Source organism: Kribbella koreensis (assembly GCF_039525325.1).
Classification (GTDB): Bacteria; Actinomycetota; Actinomycetes; order Propionibacteriales; family Kribbellaceae; genus Kribbella; species Kribbella koreensis.
Map to the genome: position 1 here is coordinate 236,225 of NZ_BAAAHK010000017.1, position 22,626 is coordinate 258,850.

General features: G+C 67.3%; 17 protein-coding genes. 11 read left to right on the top strand and 6 right to left on the bottom strand.

Annotated elements, in window-relative coordinates; translation table 11 throughout:
* The first annotated feature begins 17 nt into the window (after window positions 1-17).
* The 7 genes from ABD116_RS30630 (at window position 18) to ABD116_RS30660 (ending at window position 8,853) form a co-directional block, all read left to right on the top strand.
* Window positions 18-1,319, top strand: a complete 1,302-nt coding sequence (locus ABD116_RS30630) for a serine hydrolase domain-containing protein (protein ID WP_343978098.1) — start codon at window positions 18-20, stop codon at window positions 1,317-1,319.
* Between the two features lie 213 nt (window positions 1,320-1,532).
* Complete coding sequence (locus ABD116_RS30635; protein WP_343978101.1) at window positions 1,533-3,023, top strand: pyridoxal phosphate-dependent decarboxylase family protein; 1,491 nt, start codon at window positions 1,533-1,535, stop codon at window positions 3,021-3,023.
* Entirely contained in the window at window positions 3,020-4,678 is a 1,659-nt protein-coding gene (locus ABD116_RS30640) for an IucA/IucC family protein (RefSeq protein WP_343978103.1), read from the top strand. Before ABD116_RS30635 ends, ABD116_RS30640 begins: the two co-directional genes overlap by 4 nt.
* Window positions 4,668-5,213 (top strand): GNAT family N-acetyltransferase, encoded by a 546-nt coding sequence (locus ABD116_RS30645; RefSeq protein WP_343978106.1) that lies wholly within the window; start codon window positions 4,668-4,670, stop codon window positions 5,211-5,213. Before ABD116_RS30640 ends, ABD116_RS30645 begins: the two co-directional genes overlap by 11 nt.
* Window position 5,214: 1 nt before the next feature.
* Complete coding sequence (locus tag ABD116_RS30650; RefSeq protein ID WP_343978109.1) at window positions 5,215-6,507, top strand: lysine N(6)-hydroxylase/L-ornithine N(5)-oxygenase family protein; 1,293 nt, start codon at window positions 5,215-5,217, stop codon at window positions 6,505-6,507.
* Window positions 6,504-8,222, top strand: coding sequence for an IucA/IucC family protein (locus ABD116_RS30655; RefSeq protein WP_343978112.1), 1,719 nt, complete (start codon window positions 6,504-6,506; stop codon window positions 8,220-8,222). The genes ABD116_RS30650 and ABD116_RS30655 overlap by 4 nt, the downstream gene beginning before the upstream one ends.
* Before the next feature lie 85 nt (window positions 8,223-8,307).
* Window positions 8,308-8,853: a hypothetical protein gene (locus ABD116_RS30660; protein ID WP_343978115.1), complete on the top strand. Its 546-nt coding sequence runs from the start codon at window positions 8,308-8,310 to the stop codon at window positions 8,851-8,853.
* An 8-nt stretch (window positions 8,854-8,861) separates the two neighbouring features.
* Here ABD116_RS30660 and ABD116_RS30665 read toward each other — a convergent pair whose 3' ends face one another.
* The gene (locus ABD116_RS30665) at window positions 8,862-10,283 is read right to left on the bottom strand and encodes an amidase (RefSeq protein ID WP_343978118.1); all 1,422 of its coding nucleotides are present in this window, start codon (window positions 10,281-10,283) and stop codon (window positions 8,862-8,864) included.
* A 58-nt stretch (window positions 10,284-10,341) separates the two neighbouring features.
* Complete coding sequence (locus ABD116_RS30670) at window positions 10,342-10,518, bottom strand: hypothetical protein (protein WP_343978121.1); 177 nt, start codon at window positions 10,516-10,518, stop codon at window positions 10,342-10,344.
* A gap of 427 nt (window positions 10,519-10,945) precedes the next feature.
* On the opposite strand from ABD116_RS30670, the gene ABD116_RS30675 reads away from it, so the two are divergent.
* Window positions 10,946-11,842, top strand: coding sequence for a Mom family adenine methylcarbamoylation protein (locus tag ABD116_RS30675; RefSeq protein WP_343978124.1), 897 nt, complete (start codon window positions 10,946-10,948; stop codon window positions 11,840-11,842).
* Window positions 11,843-11,848: 6 nt separating this feature from the next.
* On the opposite strand, the gene ABD116_RS30680 is transcribed toward ABD116_RS30675, so the two are convergent.
* Together ABD116_RS30680 and ABD116_RS30685 are read right to left on the bottom strand one after the other, a co-directional pair.
* Window positions 11,849-13,399, bottom strand: coding sequence for a PfkB family carbohydrate kinase (locus ABD116_RS30680; RefSeq protein WP_343978127.1), 1,551 nt, complete (start codon window positions 13,397-13,399; stop codon window positions 11,849-11,851).
* A gap of 85 nt (window positions 13,400-13,484) precedes the next feature.
* Window positions 13,485-15,332, bottom strand: coding sequence for an SCO7613 C-terminal domain-containing membrane protein (locus ABD116_RS30685; protein WP_343978130.1), 1,848 nt, complete (start codon window positions 15,330-15,332; stop codon window positions 13,485-13,487).
* Window positions 15,333-15,730: 398 nt separating this feature from the next.
* Between ABD116_RS30685 and ABD116_RS30690 the strand changes: the two genes are divergently transcribed.
* Together ABD116_RS30690 and ABD116_RS30695 are read left to right on the top strand one after the other, a co-directional pair.
* A complete protein-coding gene (locus tag ABD116_RS30690; RefSeq protein WP_343978133.1) occupies window positions 15,731-16,405 on the top strand; it encodes a class I SAM-dependent methyltransferase in 675 nt (224 codons plus the stop codon).
* A 119-nt stretch (window positions 16,406-16,524) separates the two neighbouring features.
* Complete coding sequence (locus ABD116_RS30695) at window positions 16,525-16,956, top strand: DUF805 domain-containing protein (RefSeq protein WP_343978136.1); 432 nt, start codon at window positions 16,525-16,527, stop codon at window positions 16,954-16,956.
* Between the two features lie 70 nt (window positions 16,957-17,026).
* Here ABD116_RS30695 and ABD116_RS30700 read toward each other — a convergent pair whose 3' ends face one another.
* A complete protein-coding gene (locus tag ABD116_RS30700) occupies window positions 17,027-18,436 on the bottom strand; it encodes a metallopeptidase TldD-related protein (protein ID WP_343978139.1) in 1,410 nt (469 codons plus the stop codon).
* Window positions 18,433-19,950, bottom strand: coding sequence for a TldD/PmbA family protein (locus ABD116_RS30705; protein WP_343978142.1), 1,518 nt, complete (start codon window positions 19,948-19,950; stop codon window positions 18,433-18,435). The genes ABD116_RS30700 and ABD116_RS30705 overlap by 4 nt, the downstream gene beginning before the upstream one ends.
* Before the next feature lie 72 nt (window positions 19,951-20,022).
* On the opposite strand from ABD116_RS30705, the gene hrpB reads away from it, so the two are divergent.
* On the top strand, window positions 20,023-22,608 hold the full coding sequence (gene hrpB, locus ABD116_RS30710; protein ID WP_343978145.1) for an ATP-dependent helicase HrpB: 2,586 nt from the start codon (window positions 20,023-20,025) through the stop codon (window positions 22,606-22,608).
* Window positions 22,609-22,626: the final 18 nt, after the last annotated feature.

Here is a 22,626-nt window from a genome sequence, read left to right on the forward strand (position 1 = left end):
CGGGCATACTTGGGTGAGTGACTGACGTTCGTGCTGACACCGCGGCGGCCTTGTACGCCGAGATCGCCGCGGCCCAGAGTGAGACCAAGCTGCCGACCATCACAGCCGGTGTGCTGAAGGACGGCGCGTTGGCGTGGACCGGCTCCCGCGGGCAGATCGTGGACGGTGAAGGGCTGGCGCCGGGCCCGGACGTGCAGTACCGGATCGGGTCGATCACCAAGACGATGACCGCGATCCTGGTGCTGCAGTGTCGCGACGACGGGCTGCTGTCGCTGAATGATGCCGTGGGCAAGCATCTGCCCGGCGTGGCGTTCGGCGACCTGACCATCCGGCAGTTGCTCGCCCACTCGGGCGGGATGAACGCCGAGCCCGAAGGCCCTTGGTGGGAACGCAATCCGGGCGTTTCGTTCGAGGCGCTGACGGCGGCGATGGACGAGTCGCAGGCGGCCGGCAGACCCGATCGGCGGCATCACTACTCCAACCTCGGCTATGCGTTGCTGGGCGAGGTCGTCGCGCGGTTGCGGGGTGCCGCGTGGATGGAGTTGGTGGCGGCGCGGATCCTCGACCCGCTGGAGATGCGGCGTACGACGTACTTCCCGGTCACCCCCGCCGCCAAGGGGTACTCGGTGCATCCGTTCAGCGGGCGGCTCGACCTGGAGCCGGCGTACGACTCCGGTGCGATGGCGCCGGCCGGACAGCTGTGGAGCACGATCGAGGACCTGGCGAAGTACGCCGCGTTCTGGATCGACCCCGGCTACGAGGTGCTCAGCCGCGACACCGTCGACGAGATGGCCGCTCCGACGGCGGCCGATCCACGCGAGGCGCTGACCGCGTCGTACGGGCTGGGCCTGCGGCTGCATGCCGACGACCCGTACCTCTTCGTCGGCCACACCGGCTCGATGCCGGGCTTCATGGCCGGACTGTTCGTCGACCGCGCGCGGCGGATCGGGGCCGTGACGCTGGGCAATTCGACGTACGGGCGGGTTGCTTCGGTGCCGCTCGACCTGATGCGCATCCTCGCGTCGTACGAGCCGCCGCTGCCGATCGAGTGGGTCCCCGAACCCGAACTCGCGCAAGGCTCCGAACTCCTCGGCCACTGGTACTGGGGCAACACCCAGCTGACGATGTCCGTCGCCGGCGGCATCCTCCAGCTCACCACCGGCTACCCGTGCCGTTTCTCACCCATCGGCCCGGATCTCTACCAAGGCCGCGACGGCTACTTCGCCGGCGAACGCCTCCGGGTGATCCGCGACGGCGACCGGATCACTCACCTCGACCTCGCCACCTTCACCCTGACCCGCACGCCGTACGGCAACTGACGGGCGGCCGGCGCGACTTCCGGGCTGGCCCGTACCTCATCCGGCCGCTGGCTCGTTCACCATCAGCCGCCTGTGTCTACCACGACACGGGCGGCTGTCGCTGTGTTTCATCACGCAGGTCACCCCGGTTGACACGCACAGCTTCGAGGTTAGTAGGTTAGGGCTACCTAAGTAAGGGCTGCCTTACTCGACAACTTTCCCAGGAGAAGCTGGATGTCGTCCCTCGACGCTCCCCATAGTCCCTTCGATCGCGATCAGCGGGTGGTGGAGCTGCATCGCTGGCCCTTGGCAACGACCGTTCGGGACAGTAAACGGGGGCCGCTGCCGGCCGGTACTCCGGCTGCTGTGCAGCAGCGGACGGCGGACACATTGGGTGCTCCGCGGGTGCCGTCGACAGGGGTCGGCGAGTCCGCCGCGCTGGACCTGATCGCCGGTCTGCTCGATCGGGACGGCATCGATCTCAGTCACCCGCATGCGGCCGCGCATCTGCAGCCGCCGGTGCTGCAGGTCGCCGTCGACGCGGATGCGCTGGCGTCCGCGAGCAATGCATCGATGGACACCTACGACTCCGGTCCGGTGACGCTGGAGATCGAGCGCTGGGTGGTCCGGGCGCTCGCGACGATGGCCGGGTTCGGGCCGTCCGCCGATGGTGTGCTGACGCCTGGTGGGTCGATCTCCAATCTGCTCGCGGTGCTGATCGCCCGGGACAATGCGGCTGCGGCGCGCGGTATCGACGTACGGCGAAACGGCCTGGGTGGCTTGGCGAAGCCGGTCGTGTTCTGCTCGGAGCTCGCTCACTTCTCCGTCCAGCGGGCGTGCGCGGCGCTCGGTCTGGGGGAGGACGCGGCCATCACGATCCCGGCCGACGGTGACTTCCGGATGCGTGCGGACATCCTGGCCGACGAGCTGGACAAGCCCGGTCGCACGCCGATCGCGGTGGTCGCCACGGCCGGTACGACGGACTACGGGTCCATCGACCCGATCGGGGAGATCGCCGCGCTGGCCAGACAGCACGGGGCCTGGGTTCACGTCGACGCGGCGTACGGGTTCGGCGCGCTGTTCTCGGACCGGCTCGCGCCGCTGCTGGCTGAGTTGCCGGCTGCCGACTCGGTGACGCTGGACCTGCACAAGATCGGCTGGCAGCCGGCGGCGACCAGTATGTTGCTCGTCGCCGACCGGGAGCGGTTCGCGTCGCTCGGCCGCTCGGTGGAGTACCTGAACCCGGCCGACGACATCGACTCCGGGCTGGACGGGCTGCTCGGCCGGAGCCTGCAGACCACCCGCCGGCCGGACGCGGTGAAAGTCGCCACCACTCTGACGGCATACGGCCGGACCGGACTGGGCAGAATGCTCGACACCTGTCACGAGCTCGCGCATGCCGCCGCGGCCCGGGTCGTTGCCGACAGCAACCTCGAGTTGCTGGCGCCGGTGACCCTGACCACGGTGCTGTTCCGGGTCGCCGGGCAGGGGCTGGCGGCGGCCGAGCTGGACGCTGTCCAGGGTGAGGTCCGGCGCCGGTTGCTGACGTCGGGACGGGTGCTGATCGGCCGGACCAGGATCCCGGCCCGTGGCGGCCGCCCGGCGGCGGTCGCGTTGAAGTTGACGCTGCTGAACCCGAATGCCACCGCGACGGACATCGAGGAACTGCTCGACCAGGTCGTGGCCACCGGTCACGACGTCCTGCCTCGCGAAGGAGCAGCGTGATCTCACCCAGCACAGTGGCGGTCGAAGCTCATCTCAACGCGATCCTGCGGTGCTACACGCGGGAGACCTCTGTGCCGGTCTCGGTCGGCCCACTGTCGCTGGTGGTCGGCCCTTCGACAGTGACGGCGACAGTGCTGCACGCGTCGAGAACTGGGCTGCACAGCTTTGCCGAGGTACGGGTCGACGGCGCGGTGGTGAGCCCGGAGCAGTTGGTGCGGCTGCTGTCGGTCGATGCCGACCCGGCCGAGGTCGACGACCTCGCGGCCCGTACTGCGGAGTCCGTCCGCAACGTGACGGTCTTCGTGGCCGACAGCGATGAGCGTGGCCCGGGGCGCTTCCTCGAGGCTGAGCAGGCCCTGCTGTTCGGCCACCTGAACCATCCGGCTCCGAAGAGTCGAGACGGGTTGAGCGGTGCCGAGCTGGCGGCGTACTCGCCGGAGCTGGGTGGCCGCTTCGCGGTGCACTGGTTCGCAGTGGACGCCGAGCTGGTGTCCTCGGACCAGGTGGCCGGCGCGCCATCACTGCAGGGACTGGACGCCCTGCAGCTGATGGCCGCGCTGGCCGGCATCACGCCGCCGTCTGGCCGGGTGCTGGTTCCTGCTCATCCGTGGCAGGCCGCTGACGTCTTGAAGCGGCCACGGGTCGCTTCGCTAATCGCTGACGGGCGGGTGGAGCCGCTGGGGCCGCTGGGTGCGCAGTGGTACCCGACCTCGAGCCTGCGCACGGTCTACCACCCAGACCTGCCCGTGATGCTCAAGCTGTCGCTCGGACTGCGCATCACCAACTCGCGCCGAGAGTCGACGCCGACGGAGCTGCGCCGAGGTCTGGAGATCAACCGGCTTCTCGATGCTGCTTACAACGCCGGTACTGCGACAGCGCACCCCCGGTTCTCCATAGTCCGGGACCCGGCGTGGGTCGCGCTGGACGAGGGTGGGCCGCTGTTGACGGGGCTGGACGTCGCTGTGCGCGAGGTACCGGCTGGTGTTGACAGCTACGCGTGTCTGGCGGGGCTGGTGGCGCCGCGGCCGGGGCAGCTCAGTCGCCTGGGCAGTGCTGTCGCCGGGCATGGCGATGGCGGGGCAGAGGCCTGGGTGGCGTCGTACGTGGACGAAGTACTGGTCCCGATGCTCCACCTGTACGCCGAGACGGGGATCGGGCTGGAGGCGCATCAGCAGAACACACTGGTCCGGCTGGATGACGCAGGGCGGGTTGCTGGTGGCGCTTATCGCGACAACCAGGGCTACTACCTCGCGTCGTCGTACCTGCGGGGACTGCTGGACGTGACCGGGTTGAGTGACTCCACGCTGGCAGTGGTCGATGACGCGATCGTTGATGACCGGTTGACGTACTACCTGCTGCACAACCAGGCGCTCGCGGTGGTGGGCTCGCTGGCGGTGGATGGGCTCGCTGATGAGGATGCGTTGCTTGAGGTCGTCCGCGACCGGTTGTCCGAGGCACTGCCTTTCCTGAAAGCTGCTGGGCCTGACGGGGCTCGGCTGGCGCAGCGTTGGCTGTCGGCTGAACAGTTGCCTTGCAAGGCGAACATGATGACCCGGCTGCGCGGTATCGACGAGGTAGTCGCTCCGCTGGACGCGCAGTCGGTCTATCTGGACATACCGAATCCCCTGCGATTGGGTGCGCGCAGTGAGGTGTGACGTCGCGCCGCTGCTCCACCTGGACAGTGGCTTCGACCTGCGGCCCGCCGCGTCTTCGGATGCCCCGACCATCGCCTGGTGGATGGCGAAGCCGCACATCCAGAAGTGGTGGGAGCAGGACTGGTCGGTCGAGCGGTGGGCGCAGGCGATCGAGGAACAGCTCGCCGGCGAGCACTCGATCCCTTGCCTCACTGCTGTCGACGGCGAGGACTTCGCGTACGCCGAGTTGTACCGGGTCCGGCACGACCGGCTGGCGGAGTACTACACCTGGCAGGAGCGCGACTGGGGCATCCATGTGGCGATCGGCGACGCCGAGCGGCTCGGCCGGGGACTTGGGCGCCGGCTGTTGCGGGCGCTGGCCGAGGCCCTGCTCCGGGCCGACCCGCTGAGCCAGCGCGTGGTCGCCGAACCAGATGTCACGAATCTTCCTTCCATCCGCGCATTCGAGGCAGCTGGTTTCGTCATCCACGCGGAGCTGGAGCTACCCGAGAAGAAAGCACTACTGATGGTCCACACCCGGACCGTGGAGGCCTGAGATGAGTACCGAGCCGTACGACGTGATCGCGATCGGGTGTGGCCCGTTCAATCTGGGGCTGGCCGCGCTGGCCAGTGGCGTGGACGAGGTGAGGCTGGCAGTACTGGACAGCCGGCCCGAGTTCACCTGGCACCGGGGGCTGATGTTCGGCGATGCGATGCTGCAGGTGTCGTTCATGGCCGACCTGGTCAGCCTGGTAGAGCCGGCGCATCCGCTGTCGTTCCTGTCGTACCTGCGGGACAACGACCGGCTCTACCAGTTCTACGTGCGGGAGAAGTTCCACCCGACGCGGCGGGAGTACGAGGCCTACCTGCGCTGGTGTGCGGCGCAACTGGACTCGCTGCACTTCGGGCACCACGTGTCGGAGGTGGTGTTCGACGGCGATGCCTTCGTGCTGACAGTGGAGCGCGCTGGGACGGTAGAGGTGTTCAAGGCTCGGCACCTGGTGGTGGGGGTTGGCACTGAGCCCGCAGTACCGGCTGCGCTTGCTGATTTGCCCGCGGAGCGGTTCCTGCACTCGTCCGACTACCTGTTCCGCCGGGACGACCTCCTGCGGGCTGGGCGCGTGACAGTGGTGGGATCCGGCCAGTCGGGTGCGGAGTGTGCGCTGGACCTGCTGCGGGCCAACGCAGAGGGTGGACCGGGTGTGGCCTGGCTGACCCGCACAGCGGCGTACACGCCTCTGGACTACTCCAAGCTGGTCCTGGAGATGACTACGCCGTCGTACGTGGACTACTTCCATGAGCTGGCGGAGTCGACGCGTGATCGGCTGGTCAAGGATCAGTGGCGGCACTACAAGGGCATCTCCTCGGACACCTTGGAGGAGATCCACGACGTGCTCTACCAGCGCGATCTCAATGCTTCGGCGGTAGCGCCTGTGGAGTTGCAGGTGGGCGTGGCCGTGGAGTCGGCGGTTGCTCGCGCCGACGGCATCGAGCTGACAATGCGGCACGCTGACAGCGGGCGTACCTTCCAGCACGTGACGGACGCAGTAGTGGCCGCTACTGGCTACCGCAACCGTCCGCTGCCGTTCTTCACTGCGCTGGACCCGCTAGTGCACAGGGATGCTGCTGGGCGGTGGGTGGTGAACAGGGATCACAGCATCAGCACGGATGACCCGCTGACCGGTCGGCTGTTCGTTGCGAACGCGGACCTGCACAGCCACGGGGTAGCGGCGCCGGACCTGGGCATCGGCGCCATCCGCAACGCCACCATCCTCAACAGTGTCGCCGGAAGGGAGATCTTCCGGCTGCCCAAGTCCACTGCGTTCACGACCTTCGCCATCCCGGGATGACCTGGTCTGGGAGCTCGTCCTCGTTGCTGGCCAAGTTGATCTCGCAGCTCTGCACAGAGGATCTGCTGCAGCCTGATGGTGATCGCTTGTCGTTCGGTGCGGCTACGTACACGTTTGTTGCGACACGTGGTGGGTTCGGCAGCTACCAGGTGGTCCCCGGGTCGGTACGCCGTACAGCGGCCGGCATCCTCGGCAACGACGAGAGTGAGGAGGCCACTGACCCAGTGCAGTTCCTGGTGGATGCGGCGGAGGCTCTCGGGCTCTCCGGGTCCACAGTGGCTGGGTATGTGGCCGAACTGTCCAGCACGTTGGCTGCCGACGTACGGATGGCCTCTACGGCCGTACCCAACGCATCGCTGGTCGGCCTGTCGCACACTGCCCTTGAGGGACACCTGACCGGCCATCCGCTGCTGGTGGCCAACAAGGGTCGGCTGGGCTTCTCAGCCGCCGACAGCCTCCGCTACACCCCAGAGGCCCGTACTCCGCTCCGCTTGGTCTGGCTGGCCGTGAGAAGGGGCCTGGCCGAGTTCCGGGGGACTCCCGAGCTGTCCGAGCATGCAGTGGTCGGCCGGGAGTTGAGCCCGGACGCTCTGGAGGCCTTCCGGGGGCGGCTGGTCGACCCGGACTCTTACGTGTGGCTCCCGTGCCATCCGTGGCAACTCGATCACGTAGTGGCGACCCAGTGGGCACGAGAGCTGGCCACCGGGGAGATCGTCGTCCTGGGGGAGGGGCCCGACGACTACCTCCCGACCCAGTCCATCCGGACGATGGCCAACCTCTCCCAACCTGAGCGCTATCAGGTCAAGCTGCCGCTGAAGATCCTCAACACCTCCGTCTACCGGGGCATACCCGCCCACTGCTCACTGGCCGCTCCCATGGTCACCCAGTGGCTCCGCGGGCTCTGGTCTCGCGACGAGGTCTTCAACCGCCTCGGCACCGTACTGCTCGGCGAAGTCGCGTCGGTCACCGTCCACCATCCGCAGCTCTCCACCGGCGTCCCCTACCAGTGGACCGAAACCCTCGGCTGCATCTGGCGTGACCCGCTGACCATCGCCCCCGGCGAGACGGCTTGGCCGCTGGCCGCAGTACTGCACCGGGATGTCAGCGGCGAACCGTTGATAGCAACCCTGATCGGCTCCAGCGATCCCACCGCGTGGCTGGCCGAGCTCATCTCCACCCTCATCCGCCCACTGCTCCACCTGATGCACCACTACGGCATCACCGTGAACCCCCACGGCGAGAACCTCTCCATCATCTGCGGCCCCGACGGTGTCCCGGCCCGCCTGGTCATCAAAGACCTCATCGACGACGTCAACATCTCCACGGAGCCGATCCCCGCCCGCGGCCCCGAACCTGACTCCCACGACCGCGTCCTGCCCCGCAAGCCTTGGCACATCCTCCGCCAGTACCTGGTCGACGCCCTCTTCCTAGGCGTCCTCAACCCTCTGGCAGACATGAACCTCATTGCCTCGGATCAACTTTGGGGCATCCTTCGAGGTGAGATCGAGGAGTATGCCCGGGCGCATCCGCAGTATCAGGACCGCCTCGAAGCCACGGCCCTACTAGGCGAGACCTTCGCCCGGTACCCCTTGAATGGCTACCGGCTGACCCTCGGCTACACCGACCTCGACACCCGCCCCCCGATCCCGGTTACGGGGCGGATGCCGAACCCGATGCACGGACTGGAGGGCATCAAACCGGCGCGAGGGTGGTAACTGGCGATCCAGCGCCTCGTTGGATATTTTGTGGCGTGCGCCACACTCGTGCGCCAGTCCAACACCCCACAGAAGGTCCTGAACAGTGTCGTTCACCGGCAGCCTCAGCCGCCCTGTCACGTCCACCACCCCGTCGCTCCACAGCCGCTCGTACCCCCGCTGGACCGACGACCTCCAAGGCCTCCGAAAACGCCTCCAGGACGCCTGGTCCGACGCCACCATCCACGAGTCCTTCAGAAGTCCCGCCGGCGTCCAGGTCATGCCCTCCCACGGCCAATGCGCAGTAACCTCCGCCTGGCTGATAGAAACCCTCGCCGCCGCCCACGTCCGAAACCTCACCTACTGCACCGGCGACCTCTACTCGATGGACGCCCCCGGCCAACTCGACCTGGAGCACCACGCCTGGGTAGAAGTCACCTACGCCGACGACCGCCTGGTAGTAGACCTCACCAGCGACCAATCAACCCTCCTGCGCCCCCACCCAGTCACCTACGCCTGGCACGACGACCTACAAACCCTCCACCGAATCGACTACCGCCCCCACCACCGACTAACCCCCCTCCAACTCCAATACGACCCAATCCACACCCGCCTCGCAGCCCTGAAACAAGCCCTGCAATCCGAGCGCTGACGCGGTACTCAGCGACTGGTGTCCGGCGAGGTCGCCCGGGGCGATGCCGGCGGTTGCTTGCGCCAGCTCTGCAGTTCTTCGTCGATGACGACCCCCAATCCGACCAGCTCGGCTTCACGCTCAGGAAGGCCGGCCAGTGAGAGACCCACTGGTAGCCCGCGGTCATCCAGGCCCGCCGGAACGCTGAGAGCCGCGAAGCCGGCCAGCGACCAGGGCACGGACAGCAGAATGCGCGGGCCGATGGGCTCGGCGGCCGAGCTGATGATCGGGGGAGGAGCATCGAGCGTCGGGTGGGCGATGGCGTCCAGCCGGTAGTCGGCCATGATCTGCCGCCAACTGCTCTCCCATTGCTCACGGAGGCGGTGAGCTTCGGCATAGCGCTCGGAGCTGACGCCCTCGCCCATCTGAAGACGCCCGAGCACCTGTGGTGTGTAGAGATGACTGTGGGGCAGCAACGGATCATGGACCTCCAGCGCCTCGACTCTGGTAATCGTGTCGAAGACGTTGACGGAGTTTCGCAGAACCTCTTCCGCGAGGGCCGGGGTATCGATCTCCACCAGCTCGGCGCCGCGAATCACCAGCTCGTGCAGCGCGTCCCGGCAGACGTCGGCCAGCTGCTCGTCCACTTCCTTCCACGACATCTCCACCGGCAGCCCGATCCGGACGCCGCTCAGATCGGACGCCGGAGCCAGCGGGTACTCGGGGACAGCAAGTTCTCTGCTTCCCGGATCGCGAGCGTCGTAGCCGGCCAGCACTCGCATCAGCAACGACACATCGAGCATTCGCCGGGCCATCGGTCCGCTGACATCGAACGAACGACTCAACGGGATCACGCCGTACCGGGACACCCTTCCCATCCCGCTTCGCAGGGTGGACAAGCCGCAGGCCGCAGCAGGAATCCGCAGCGACCCGCCAGTGTCGGTCCCGGTGGCCACCGGAGTCATCCGGGTCGCGAGGGCCGCGGCAGATCCTCCCGACGAACCACCGGGACTCCTCCGGAGATCCCAAGGATTCCTCGTCGGAGAAGAGCTGGTGCCATAAGCGAACTCGTGTGTGGTCGTCTTGCCCAGCAAGCCGGCACCAGCGGCCGCCAGCCGTTCCCAGACGGCCGCGTCCTCGGTGGGATAGAAGCCCGCGAACACCTTGCTTCCAGCCGTGGTCAGAACTCCTCTGGTGAGGAAGAGATCCTTGACCGCTACCGGTACTCCGGCCAGGGCGCCGACGGGCGACTGTCTGGCGCGAGCAGAGTCGGCGCGCTCGGCGGCGGCGATCGCCAACTCGGGTGTCGTTGTGACGAACGCGCGGACCGTGGGTTCCGATCTCTCGATCCGGCGAAGGCAGGCCGCGACCAGTTCCCGGGCCGAGAGGTGGTGACCGGACAACTGGTCGAGAATCTCGACCAGGCTGAGGTCCGCGGCGTCTTCGGTCACTCGACGAGCCTACGGAAAAACACCCGCCCGAGGATTCCCCGGGCGGGTCGCCGGCAGCTCAGAGGACGGCTGCGGTGAGGTTGTAGACGCCGAGGCAGAAGATCACCACCACCCCGAACAGAAGGATGAGCAGGATCTGCTTCCAGAACGAGAAGATGAGTACCGCGCCGGCGAGTGCGACTAGCATGACGAGGAGTTGGTTGTGCATCATGATCGACCCTCTTTTCCGTTTCACGCCCTCGAATACTTGCATTTCACCGGCACTGCGTTAGATTGGCCCGGTGCCCCGTCTCGTTTGCTGTTGATTCCAGTGAACGGCAGGTCAAAAGGCTGTCAAGACAAAGTTTTGGTGGAGACCAGAATGCCAACGCCTGCAGTTCGGTCGCCTGAATTCTGCCTTTCCCGGACGGGGGTCCGGAGAGGATTCCAGTTGGTCGCCGGAGGTTGCCAATTGGCAACCGGCACCGGACCGTGACCATTCTCCGTCCAGATCGTTACTCGATGGTGACGGGCTCGAGGGTTTAGCCCTGTGATACTGAGTGCCGGCCCGGCCTGTTCGCATGGGCGCTACTCGATCTCGCTACCAGACGGACAGGCAGGCGCTCTGAGTGATTGGCAATCCCCCGGGGCCGGCGGTCGATTCGCGGCCCGCGGAGCGCAGTGTGCGTCCGCGCCGAGGTGTCTTGCTCGACGATTGCCGCGAGCACGGTTCCGAGTTCGTCCGGCTGGTGCGAGTTGCCGCCGGCAAGCGGGCGGTCGAGCCGCGGGCGCTGGCCGTCCGGACCCTGTTGCATCTGCCGCGCGTCGCCAGGCTCGATGGTCAGTTGACCTGGGCCCAGGTGCGAGCTGAGATCGCCACCCAGCTGCAAGAGTTGGTGGACGATCAGGCGAAGGTCGAGCGGCTGATGCCGGAGGGTCGCTTCGAGCTGCAGGATCTGCGGTTCGTCGCGGACTACAACCGCGACAACGCGGAGGAGATCTTCACTCACCTCCACTATCTGCGCAGCGCCCGTCCCGGAGCGCTCAACTACGCCCTGGTCGATCCCCTCTACGGCCGGCCGGTCAGCCTCTGCAGCGTGTCGCCGCTGGAGTGGCGTCGTGTCGGGCGGCATATCGCCAGTCGGTTCGAGATAGCGATGGATACCGTCTGGGATATCTCCCGGGTCTATTCGTTCGACGTGGCCCCGGCCAATGCGATCTCTTATCTGCTGGCCAGGGTCCGGAGTGATATCCGGCGGAGAAGACCTGATCTGCAACTGCTGACCACTGCGGTCGATCCCAATCTCGGATTCACCGGAGCCAGCTATCTTGCGGCGAACTGGAATCGATGGATGACGATCAGGCCGCGGCCGTATCTGTATTATCGCGGGAGATATGTCAGTCCGCGTCAGTTGCGGACTGAATTCGCCACGACGAACGTGGCTGAATTACGGTCGATGCACGGCGGGGATTTCGGGCTGAGCAGGACCCAGTTGCTCGATTCGATGATCTTCTGTTGCCGGCTCAAAGGCGAGACGGAGGTCGTTCCCGCAGGTCTCCAGCACCGGCTGCACCGCTGACTCGTCTCAGTTGCCCGGTTGTGGCCTGAGAGTGAACCGGGAGCGGCTGAGGAGGGATTCGACTCGGCGGCGGTCGGGCATCGAGTTGGAGAGGGGGAAGTCGGCGGTGGCGCAGGCCATTGCGGCTGTTGCCCACATGGCTTGCTGTTCGGTGAAGATGCCGTCGTTGTCGATCAGCTGGGCGGCGAGGGCCGCGCAGAAGGCGTCGCGGGCGGCGGACGACTCCTTGTAGATCGAGGGGAAGCTGGGGACGCTGAAGGTCTGGAGGTCGGTGTCCGAGTAGATCGTGCAACCGCCGTTCCCGGGGATGCAGAGGGTTTCGACGCCGTAGGCGAGCAGGTGGCGCGCCACCGGATCCGGATCGAATCTTTCCTGGCCGGGTGGTGAATAGCGACCGAGTTCCCAGGCGTGGGCCACCATGTAGTCGATATGAGCCAGTGAATGCCGGGAGATGTCGTCCTCCGGATAGGGCTGCCCCGGAGTGACGATGACCAGTGGACGATCGTGGTCGGCGGTGTGGACCAGTTCAAGGGTCCGTTGCACTGTTTCCCGGGGAATCTCGAACGTCACCAGGACCGCGTCGCAGTCGGTCAGCTCCTGGGAGAGCCGCTCCACATCGCGAATCTCGAGTCTGATCTCCGTCGAATTTCGCCAGTTCACCGCGATGCTGTCGCCGAGCTCCATTTCGATGACGCCGGTGAACGGCGTTCGCGCCTGGCGGGCGATCTTCAGCAACGAGGTGTTGACGCCTTCGTCGTGCAGATAATGGATGATCTCCTGGCCGAAACGGTCGTCGGCCACGGCGGCGATCAGGGAGACCTCCAGGCCCAGGCGAGCGGCTGCCACGGCCTGCGACACACCTTTGCCGCCGGGTGAGAGATCGAATCCGTAGGCCTCGCTCGAGGTCTCGCTCTGGGGGAGCGACTTGGTGCGGAAGGTCGCGTCCATGACCGCGCCGCCGACGACGATCACGCGTCCTTTCGGCTCGGGATTGGCCGTCGCGTCATCCGAGGGCGACGCGACGACATTGCGCGAGCCGACCGAGTTCACCTCGCGGCGGATCAACTGCCGGGCCAGTTCACGGAGTACTTCGCTCTCCGTCGTGCCGCGCAGAGTACGGTCGCTGGGAGCCTCCGTGGCGGGCAGGCCCAGCGAGTCGTGCAGGCGCGCCCAGTTGGCCAGCAGCGTGCTCCTGCGGATGCCCAGCGAGCCGGCATGAAGGGCCTGGACGATGCGGTCGTCGACGCCGTGCGCGAGGTACTGCGCCGAGAACAGCCCCAGCGCGAGGATCGCATCAGCGACGATCCGGTGCGTGCCGTCGATCGTCTCGAGGACACATTGACAGATGACCGCGTGCGCTGCCGCGGACAGATCGACCTTGTGCACGTCGGCGAAACGCCGGCTGGCGTTCAGCCGGAGCAGGGGCACGACGGCCTGGCTGCGGTCGTCCTGCAATCGCGCGAGGGTCAGTCCGTCGCGCGCCCGGATCTTCTCCAGCGCGTGCGTCAGAATCGGCGCGCTGGGTGGCTCCCATTCCCCGTGACTCAGTGCCCCCACTCGTCTCCGTCCCTACTTCACTACCTGCTGTCATTATGCGTTCCCTGCGAAGCCCCAAACCGCTGTCGCCGGACGAAGTTGGGCATCAGCGCAGGGCGGTTAGCCAGCGGGCGGCTTGTTTGGCGTTTTGTAGGCGGCGTTCGTAGGTGGCGCCGACTGTGAGGAGGATCAGGCCGGCGGTGGCTAGCGTGATCCAGCGGGGGATCAGGGGGGCTACCTGGAGGAATTGCCAGAGGGCGATTTTGAGGAGGACGGTGGCGCCGATGATGAAGGGGGCCTGGAGGGAGTAGCGGGTGCCGATGAGGATGATCGTTACGGCGGCGGCTACTACGAAGGTGGTGCGGAGGTAGTCGTTGTTGCTGTTGGCAACTAGAGCTGAGGGGACGAGGCCTAGCAGGAGGCCAGGGCCTAGGTAGATCCAGCTGGGTTGGGTGCGGTAGGCGTAGATGCCGATGGCGAGGAATACCGCGGCTGGGGGGAGGGTGAACCATTCGAGGGTGGTGGCGCCGGATCCCAGGATGAAAGCGGTGTTGGCGAAGGTTAGTAGGGCGCCGGCGATTAGTAGGGCCTGGCGGCGGGCTGGGCGGGTGCCGTAGGCAACTAAGGGGGCGGCGGCGATGGTGAGGACGATGCCGGTGATGGTGGGGCTGGTGTCGATCAGGGCGATGAACTCTGCGATGGCGACTGCGCAGGTTGCGGGCCAGAGCAGTGAGCGCTCCAGTTGAGAGCTTTGGTGGGGGACGAGGCAGGCGGTGGCGATTGAGATTGCGCCTGTTACGGCTAGGAGGATTGCTCCGGTCCAGAGGGTGAAGAGGCCGTCGTAGGTGATCAGGACGATCGCTAGTTGGGTGGCGAAGCTGGCGGTGATCGCGGCGGGTGCGGGTTGCAGGCGGTTGCGCCATGTGGCGACGAGAGTCAGTGCTGCGACGGTTGTGGAGATGAGGCCGAGTTGCACGAGGTCGTCGAGGGCGGCGCAGACGAAGAAGTTGACTGCGGCAACAACCGCTGCCGCGGCCCAGAGCATGGTGACCCGTACGCCGGTCCGCGTGGGCATCAGGAGGGCTGCTAGGGCGAGGGCTGTGGCCAGGGCGGTGTCGAGCCAGCGGCCGGTGGTGGGGAGTTGGGGAAGGCACGTGGCTAGGGCGAACGCCGCAGCCGCAGTACAGGCTGATTCGCCGAGGGCTGGCGGAAGGGCACGGGGGAGCGGGACCTTGCGGAGTAGGACGATGCCCACCAAGGCCGACAGGCAGATGACGGCTGTTGTGGCGAGGACTGGGGAGAGAGCGGTCGCGGAGCCGTCGACGAAGTCGTTGAGGTCTGGGCGGGATTGGAGTGAGTGGTGGGCGACCAGGCTGATGAGGATGCGGACAGAGCCGGTGATCATCACGCCCCAGAAGACGACGGCGGAGCAGATCGCGCCGGTGACGCGGACGATCTTGGTGCCCTTCGACGTCCAGTACAGAGTGATCGCGACCTGGATGAGCAGGCCGAGCAGGAAGGGGGCCAGTGCGATGCGGTCGGCCAGCAGGAAGGGCAGCGGGAGTTGGCCGATGATCACGGCGGCGACACCGTACGTGATCACGCTAGGCGCGATGCGTGACATCAAGAGGTTGGTCACGGCAACTACCGCTGCGGCCAGGCCGAAGTAGGTGCGGCCGTCCATGGTGTCGGGGCCGATCAGGCCGAGCGCGCGGGCGCCGTACAGGTCGACGGTGAGCAGGCCGCTGCCGAGGATGGCGAGCGCCTCGGCGGTACCGGCGAGTTTGTGGCGGGCGGCCGGGACGGAAGCTGTCAAGGAGATGGCGGCGAGAGTGGCGATGATCGAGGCCTGGACCGAGACGGCGAGGCTGTCCCAGGTCACGGCGAGGAAGGTGACGCCGGCGGCGAGCAGGAGGAGTACGCCGAGGCTGAGCAGCGTTGCCTGCGGGCTCAATCGCCTGCGCGGGCGAGGTGCCCGGCGCGGCTTCGGCAGTGGTGGCGGCGGGGGTGGCGGGAGCAGAGGGCCTTGCTGACCTGGGAGTTTGTGGACAGGCGCCGGGACTGCCGGCGGTGGCGGAGGTACTGGCCGGGCGGTGGAGATCGGGGGATAGGCGCTTGGCTGTACTACCGGCGGTGGCGTGGCCACCCGGACGTCCAGGTGGAGCTGGGTGTGGCAGACGGGGCACTGGATGTCAGTGGCGTGGGTGTTCATCTGGCGTCCTCCTCGATCGTTCACCTCACTATCGCCAGGGGGAACGCGTGGGCGCTTGAGTACGTCTACTCACTTCGTCGCGTAGGGTGCTGGGGTCTGCTGGTTCGGAAAAGACTGGCGAGGCGAACACGGGGAGCAAGATGAAGACTGGGTATGTGGAGCTCGCGAGGGCTCAGCAAGAGCGATGGCAGGCGGCGTACGAGCAGCATCCGAGCCTTCATGGCGCGGAGGCCTCGGCGGCTGCGCGGTGGACGGCGAAGTTGTTCGGTGCCGCGGGCATCGATGACGTGCTGGAGCTGGGCGCCGGGCAGGGGCGGGATGCGTTCTACCTTGCCAGGCAGGGATTCAGCGTGCATGCCACCGACTTCAGCGAGTCGGCGCTGCACCGGCTGCGGCTGGACGCGCAGCGGGAAGGGCTGGACGACCGGGTCACGGCGGCGTTGCACGACGTCCGCGATCCGCTGCCACCGGCCGACGCGACGGTCGGCGCGGTGTACGCGAATGTCCTGCTGAACATGGCTTTCTCGCGCACCGAACTCCGCACCCTGGTCAACGAGATCCGCCGGGTACTACGCCCTGGCGGGCTTTTCGTTTACACCGTGTGGTCGACCGATGACAGCCGTTTCGGCAAGTGCGCCGAGATCGGCGACGGACTGTATGCAAAAGACGGGTTCGCCGGCCGGTTCTTCGACCTCGACCTGGTGCACGAACTGGCCGACCGCTGGGAGCTCGGCGGCGCCGATCCGTACGAGGAGAACGGCCGCCGGCTGTGGCGGGTCACCCAGGCGAAACCGGCTCCGTTGATCTCAAGTTGACTCGAACTACGGCGTGCCGTGTTGCGATCTGGTCACCGAAGCGAAACCTTGCATTGACGAACCTAGTGGGTACCGACAGGCTCGGTCCGCGTCTTACCTTCAAGCTACGGAGTCAGCACATGCATTGGTTTACCGACGTCATCAAGAAGTACGCGGAGTTCAGTGGGCGGGCGCGCCGGCAAGAGTTCTGGATGTTCGTGCTCTTCAGCTGGATCATCAGCATCGTGCTGAACGTCATCGACAGGATTCTCGGCACCACCAACGGCACCGGAAGCGGACTGCTCGCCTCGATCTTCAGCCTGGCGATCTTGATCCCGTCGCTCGCGGTCGCCGCACGGCGCCTGCACGACACCGGCCGCTCGGGCTACTGGCTGTTCCTGATCTTCGCCATCGTCATCGGCTGGATCATCCTCCTGGTGTTCTACATCCAGGAAGGCAACGCGGGCGACAATCAGTACGGTCCGGACCCGAAGGCCGCAGAGCGCTTCGGCACCCCCGGTGGCGGGGGCGAGCCGGGTTACCCGGGCTACCCGCCGGCGCCCCAGGCCTGATCGCCTGACTGCCTGACGCAAGACAGAGGCCCGGCACCCGTAGTACGGGGTGCCGGGCCTCTGGCGTCGGTCAGGACGCTTGGCTGACGCTGGACATGTTGAAGTCGGGGACCAGCAGCGGCGGGGTCGCCGTGCGGGAGAAGTCGTCGCCCCACTCGCGGGAAAAGGTCGGTACGGTCGCACCAGCCGCCGTGAAGCGGGCGAGCACGTCGACCGGGCTCTCGTTGAAGCGGAAGTTGTTCACGGCACCGGTCACCTCGCCGTTCTCCACCAGGTAGACGCCGTCGCGGGTCAGGCCGGTGAGCAGCAGCGTCTGCTGGTCGACCGGGCGGATGTACCACAGCGACGTGACCAGCAGGCCGCGTTCGAGTCCGGCAACGAGGTCTTCGGTACTACCGGAGGCGCCGTCGACGGAGAGCACGTAGTTCTCGATCGCCGGGGTGACCGCGGGTGCACCCGTGAGGTCCGCGGTGAAGCGGCTCTGCATCAGGTTCTCGAGCTTGCCGCCGCGGATCCAATCGGTTGGGCCGAGAGCCAGTCCGTTGTCGAAGACGCTCGATGAGCCGCCTGACGCCCGGGCGACTGCGAACGGCAACGTCTCGAGCCCGGCCAGCTGAGGGTCCGAGTGCAGGGCGACGGGCTGCGGGAACAGCGTCTCGCCGAGCCGGGTGCCGCCGGAGGGCTTGGAGAAGACGCTGCGGCCTTCGTAGGCGTCGCGGCCGTCGAGCTCCCAGAAGAGAAAGGTCGTCAGGTCGGCGACCGCTGCGGGCGGAAGGACGGTCGGGTGCCGGCCGGCCTCGACGGAGACGGTACGGGTCGCCCAGCCGAGCCGGCGGGTGAGTTCGACGTCGATCGCGAGCGCGTCGATGTCGCGGAAGTCGCGGGTGGCTGCGCCGGCCCAGGCGGACTGGCTCAGGTCGCCTGACTTGCCTGTGGCCGAGACGAATCCCCGGGGGAGGCTCTGTCGCAACCGGAGTCCGGTGGACGAACCGACGTACAGGGTGACTACCTCGTGGTCGGCGAAGCCGTAGAGCCAGCGGCTCTCCTTGGTGGCCCGGGCGAGGGTCTCGCCGAGTGCTGGTGCGAAGTCGGCGTACACGTTGACGGAGGTCTCGTCGGGCTCCTCGCCCCAGCCCTCGCCGACAGTGCCCTCTACTAGCGGTCTGGCGTCTTCGGCCGGGCTGGACTCGCGTGCAGCGGCGACAGCGGCTGAGACGAGGTCCTGCAGGCTCACGTCGGTAACAGACGAGCGCCCGACTACCCCGGCCGCAGTGCCCTCGCCTGCGCCGACAGTGGCGATCACGGTGACCCGGGAGCCGCGCATGACGCCGTTGGTGGTCAGTGTGTTGTTGGCCCAGCGCAGGTTGGCACTGGAGGTTTCAGAGACCAGTACTACGCAACCCGATGCCCCTGCGGCCGCGGCGAGGTGCAGGCCGCGCTCGATGGTGTCCTGCGGGCTGAGCTGAATCGGGGACGTCACCGGCCGGCCTCCTGCGTGGTGTTGAGAATGCGGACGTCGCGGAACAAGGCTGACGGGCAGCCGTGGGTGACCGCGCCGGACTGCGAGGGCTGGGCCTTGCCGCAGTTGAGGGCGCCGCCGAGCACATACGTCTCGGGGCCGCCCACTGCCTCCATGGAGCCCCAGAACTCGGTCGTGGTGGCCTGGTAGGCGACATCGCGCAGCTGGCCGTCCAGCTTGCCGTCGGTGATCTTGAAGAACCGCTGACCGGTGAACTGGAAGTTGTACCGCTGCATGTCGATCGACCAGGACTTGTCACCGACGATGTAGATGCCGTTCTTGACCCTGCTGATCAGCTCCTCGGTCGAGGGGCCGTCCACAGCGGGCTGCAGGGACACGTTGGCCATCCGCTGGATGGGGATGTGCCCGGAGGAGTCGGCGTATGCGCAGCCGTTGGAGCGGTCGGTGCCCAGTACGTCCTCGTTGACCTTCGCCATCCGGCGGTCGACCTGGTACCCGACCAGGACCCCGTCCTTGACCAGGTCCCACTGCTGGCCGGCCACGCCCTCGTCGTCGTACCCGACGGTGGACAGGCCGTTCACCTGGGTGCGGTCGCCGGTGACTTGCATGACGGGCGAGCCGTACTTGAGGCTGCCCAGCTTGTCGAGGGTGGCGAAGCTCGTACCGGCGTAGTTGGCCTCGTAGCCGAGTGCGCGGTCCAGCTCGGTCGCATGGCCGATCGACTCGTGGATGGTGAGCCACAGGTTGGTCGGGTCGATCACCAGGTCGTAGTTGCCGGCCTCGACGCTCGGGGCGCTCATCTTGTCGGCCAGCCAGCCGGGGAGCTGGGCGAGCTCCTCATCCCAGTTCCAGCCGGTACCGGTCATGTACTCCCAGCCGCGGCCGGCAGGTGGTGCACAGCTGGCCATGGTGTCGAACCGGCCGGTCTCAGCGTCCACTGCCGTCGCCCGGACCTTCGGGCCGATCCGGACGCGCTGCTGCGTGGTGGAGGTGCCTTCGGAGTTCGCGTAGAACTTGCACTCGTTGACGGAGGAGACGTGCGCGGTCACGTGGGTGACGGCGTCGTGCTGGAGCAGTCGGTTGCTCCAGTCAACGAGCAGAGCGACTTTCTCGGCCCGCGGAAGGCCCAACGGGTCGATCTCGTACGCCGAGGTCCAGGTGACGTCGTCGTAGATCGGCTCGTCGGCCAGCTCGATCGGCTCGGAGTTGATCGGGCGGGAGATCTGCGCCAGGTGAACGGCCTGCTCGGCGACCCGGACGGCCTCGTCGATCGTCAGCGCGACGCCGGCGGCGAAACCCCAGGTCCCGTCGTGGATCACCCGCACGGCGAGGCCGAGATCCTCGTCGTCGCGAGCGCTCTCGAGGACTCCGTCCCGCACGTTGATCGACTCGGACCGGATCCGCTCCAACCGGAACTCGGCAAAGGTGGCCCCCAGATCCTTGGCCCGCTGCAACGCGGCATCGGCCAGTTCGTGTCGGGGGAGGGTCAGGAAGGAAGCATCGACTTCAGGCACGAGTTCGACCTTAACGCCCCGCCGGTGCGCTCGGCCGTCGGTGGGCGCAGGCGGTCGGCTAGCGTCGGCGGTGTGCTGCTGCCTGATCCGTCGGTGCCTGGGGCCGACCTGCCTGTCCGTACGGTGCTGCCTGCGACTGTCGAGGCGGTACGCCGGCACGGTACTGCGGTGTTGGTGGCGCCGCCCGGATCGGGGAAGACGTCGTTGCTGCCGCTGGCGCTCGCCGATGCGCTGGACGGTGTGGTGGTTGTCGCCGAGCCTCGGAGGATAGCGACGCGGGCTGCCGCCAGTCGGTTGGCGATGCTGGTGGGTGAGCCGCTTGGGCGCCGAGTCGGGTATGCGATGCGTGGTGAGCGAAGTGGTGGTCGCGACCTGAGGGTGGAGGTGGTGACGACCGGGCTGCTGGTACGGCGGTTGCAGCAGAATCCGGACCTGCCTGGGGTTGCCGCGATCGTCATCGACGAGTGCCATGAGCGGCATCTTGATGCGGATCTGCTGCTGGCGTTGTGCGTCGATGTCCGGACGAATCTGCGCGAGGAGCTGGCGATCGTCGCGACGTCGGCGACGGCGGAGACGGTCCGGCTGAGCGGCGTACTGGGTGATGGCCTGGGTGGCGCGGCGTCGGTGGTTACTGCTTCGGCGGTGATGTTCGGGGTGGAGGTGGAGTGGGTGCCGCCTCCGGTGGCGGTGCCGGTTCTGCCTGGCGGGCGGGTGGATCCGCGGTTGCTGGATCACGTTGCGGCGGTGGTACGGCGGGCGTTGGGTGAGAACGAGGGGGACATCCTCGTGTTCGTGCCGGGGGAGGCCGAGATCAACGGGGTGGTGCGCCGGTTGGGTGATCAGAACGTGTTGCCGTTGTTCGGGCGGCAGTCTCGGGCTGAGCAGGAGAGGGCGTTGACGCCGGGGGTTGGGCGGCGGGTGGTGGTTACCACGTCGGTGGCGGAGAGTTCGCTGACGGTGCCGGGGGTTCGGGTTGTTGTCGATTCGGGGCTGGCTCGGGAGCCACGGACGGATCAGTCGCGTGGGTTGGGGGCGTTGGTCACTTGCCGGGTCTCGAAGTCGTCGGCGGATCAGCGGGCGGGGCGGGCTGGGCGGGAGGCGCCTGGGCGGGTCTATCGGTGTTGGTCGGCGACCGATCACTCGCATCTCGATGATCATCCCGCGCCGGAGATCGCCACTGCTGATCTGGCCGGGTTTGCTTTGGATCTTGCGGCTTGGGGTGCGCCGGGTGGCGCTGGTCTGAGGTTGCTGGAGGCGCCGCCGGTGGTGGCGATGATTGCGGCGACCGAGCTGTTGCGGCGGCTGGATGCGATCGATGAGAACGGACGGATCACTTCGCGCGGGCGGCAGATGGCGGTGATCGGCGCGCATCCGCGGTTGGCTCGCGCGTTGCTGGACGGTACGTCGCGGGTCGGCGCCGAACGGGCTCGCGAGATCGTCGCGATGCTCTCCGACGATTCCGCCCGCGACTTCACCGACGACCTCCCCGCCCGCTGGCGCTCCCTCCGCCAAGGCACCGACCGAGCTGCCACCTCGCGCTGGCGAGAAGAGGTGAAACGACTGAGCCGCGGCACAGAATCCGCGGGGAGTGCTGCCGAAGTCGGGTCCCGACCGGCTGGTGGCATTGCGGCCGGACCAGCCGGGCGGTCGGCGGCAGGCCGGGCGATCGGCGGGCCTTCGGCGGTACGTGATGACCTGGCGGCCGGGATCGTGGTGGGGCTGGCTTATCCGGATCGGATTGCTCGGGCTCGGGAGGCGGATTCGGCGTCTTACCAGATGTCGGGTGGTACCGGGGCGGCGCTGGATCCGCAATCGCCGTTGCGGAGTACTCGGTGGTTGGCGATCGCGGTGGCGGATCGGGCGCCGGGCAAGGCGGATGCGCGGATTCGGCTGGCGGCGCCTCTTGATGAGGGGACGGCTCGGGAGGTTGCGGGGGAGCTGGTTACTTCCACTGAGGTGATTCGGTGGGAGGACGGGCGGGTGGTGACGCGGCGGGTGGAGACGCTGGGGGCGATTGTGCTCAGCGACGTGCCGTTGGCGAAGCCGGATCCGTTGCTGGTGCAGGCGGCTGTTCGCGATGGGCTGAGGAAGGGCGGGCTCGGCGTACTGCGGTGGTCCGAGGCGGCGGTTTCGTTGCGGGAGCGGCTGGCGTTCTGTCATGCGCATCTTGGCGAGCCGTGGCCGGCGGTTGATGATGCGGCGTTGCTGGCGAACCTTGACGACTGGCTTGAGCTGTCGTCGGTGCGGGGCGCAAAGGATCTTGCCCAGCTCGATGTGGCGTCGGGGCTGAAACGGCTGCTGCCTTGGCCGGCTGCGACCCGCTTCGGAGAGCTTGCGCCGGAGCGGATCCAGGTGCCGTCGGGGTCCCAGGTGCGGCTCGCGTACGACGGTGTCGAGCCGCCGGTGCTCGCCGTCAAACTGCAAGAGGTCTTCGGCTGGACGACAACCCCAGTTGTCGCGGACGGCCGCGTCCCGGTAGTTCTGCATCTGCTCTCACCCGCCAGACGCCCGGTCGCGATCACCAGCGACCTCGCGTCCTTCTGGGTCCAGGGCTACCCCCAGGTCCGCGCCGACCTCCGAGCCCGCTACCCCCGCCACCCCTGGCCCGAAGACCCCCTGACGGCACCCCCAACCAAACGAGTCAAACCCCGCCAGTAGGAACTGGAACCAATGGCC

Bases quoted from the DNA above. Each gene is read 5' to 3' on its own strand.
- ABD116_RS30635 (WP_343978101.1), top strand. From the start codon at position 1,533: ATGTCGTCCCTCGACGCTCCCCATAGTCCCTTCGATCGCGATCAGCGG.
- ABD116_RS30650 (WP_343978109.1), top strand. From the start codon at position 5,215: ATGAGTACCGAGCCGTACGACGTGATCGCGATCGGGTGTGGCCCGTTC.
- ABD116_RS30655 (WP_343978112.1), top strand. From the start codon at position 6,504: ATGACCTGGTCTGGGAGCTCGTCCTCGTTGCTGGCCAAGTTGATCTCG.
- ABD116_RS30690 (WP_343978133.1), top strand. From the start codon at position 15,731: ATGAAGACTGGGTATGTGGAGCTCGCGAGGGCTCAGCAAGAGCGATGG.
- ABD116_RS30695 (WP_343978136.1), top strand. From the start codon at position 16,525: ATGCATTGGTTTACCGACGTCATCAAGAAGTACGCGGAGTTCAGTGGG.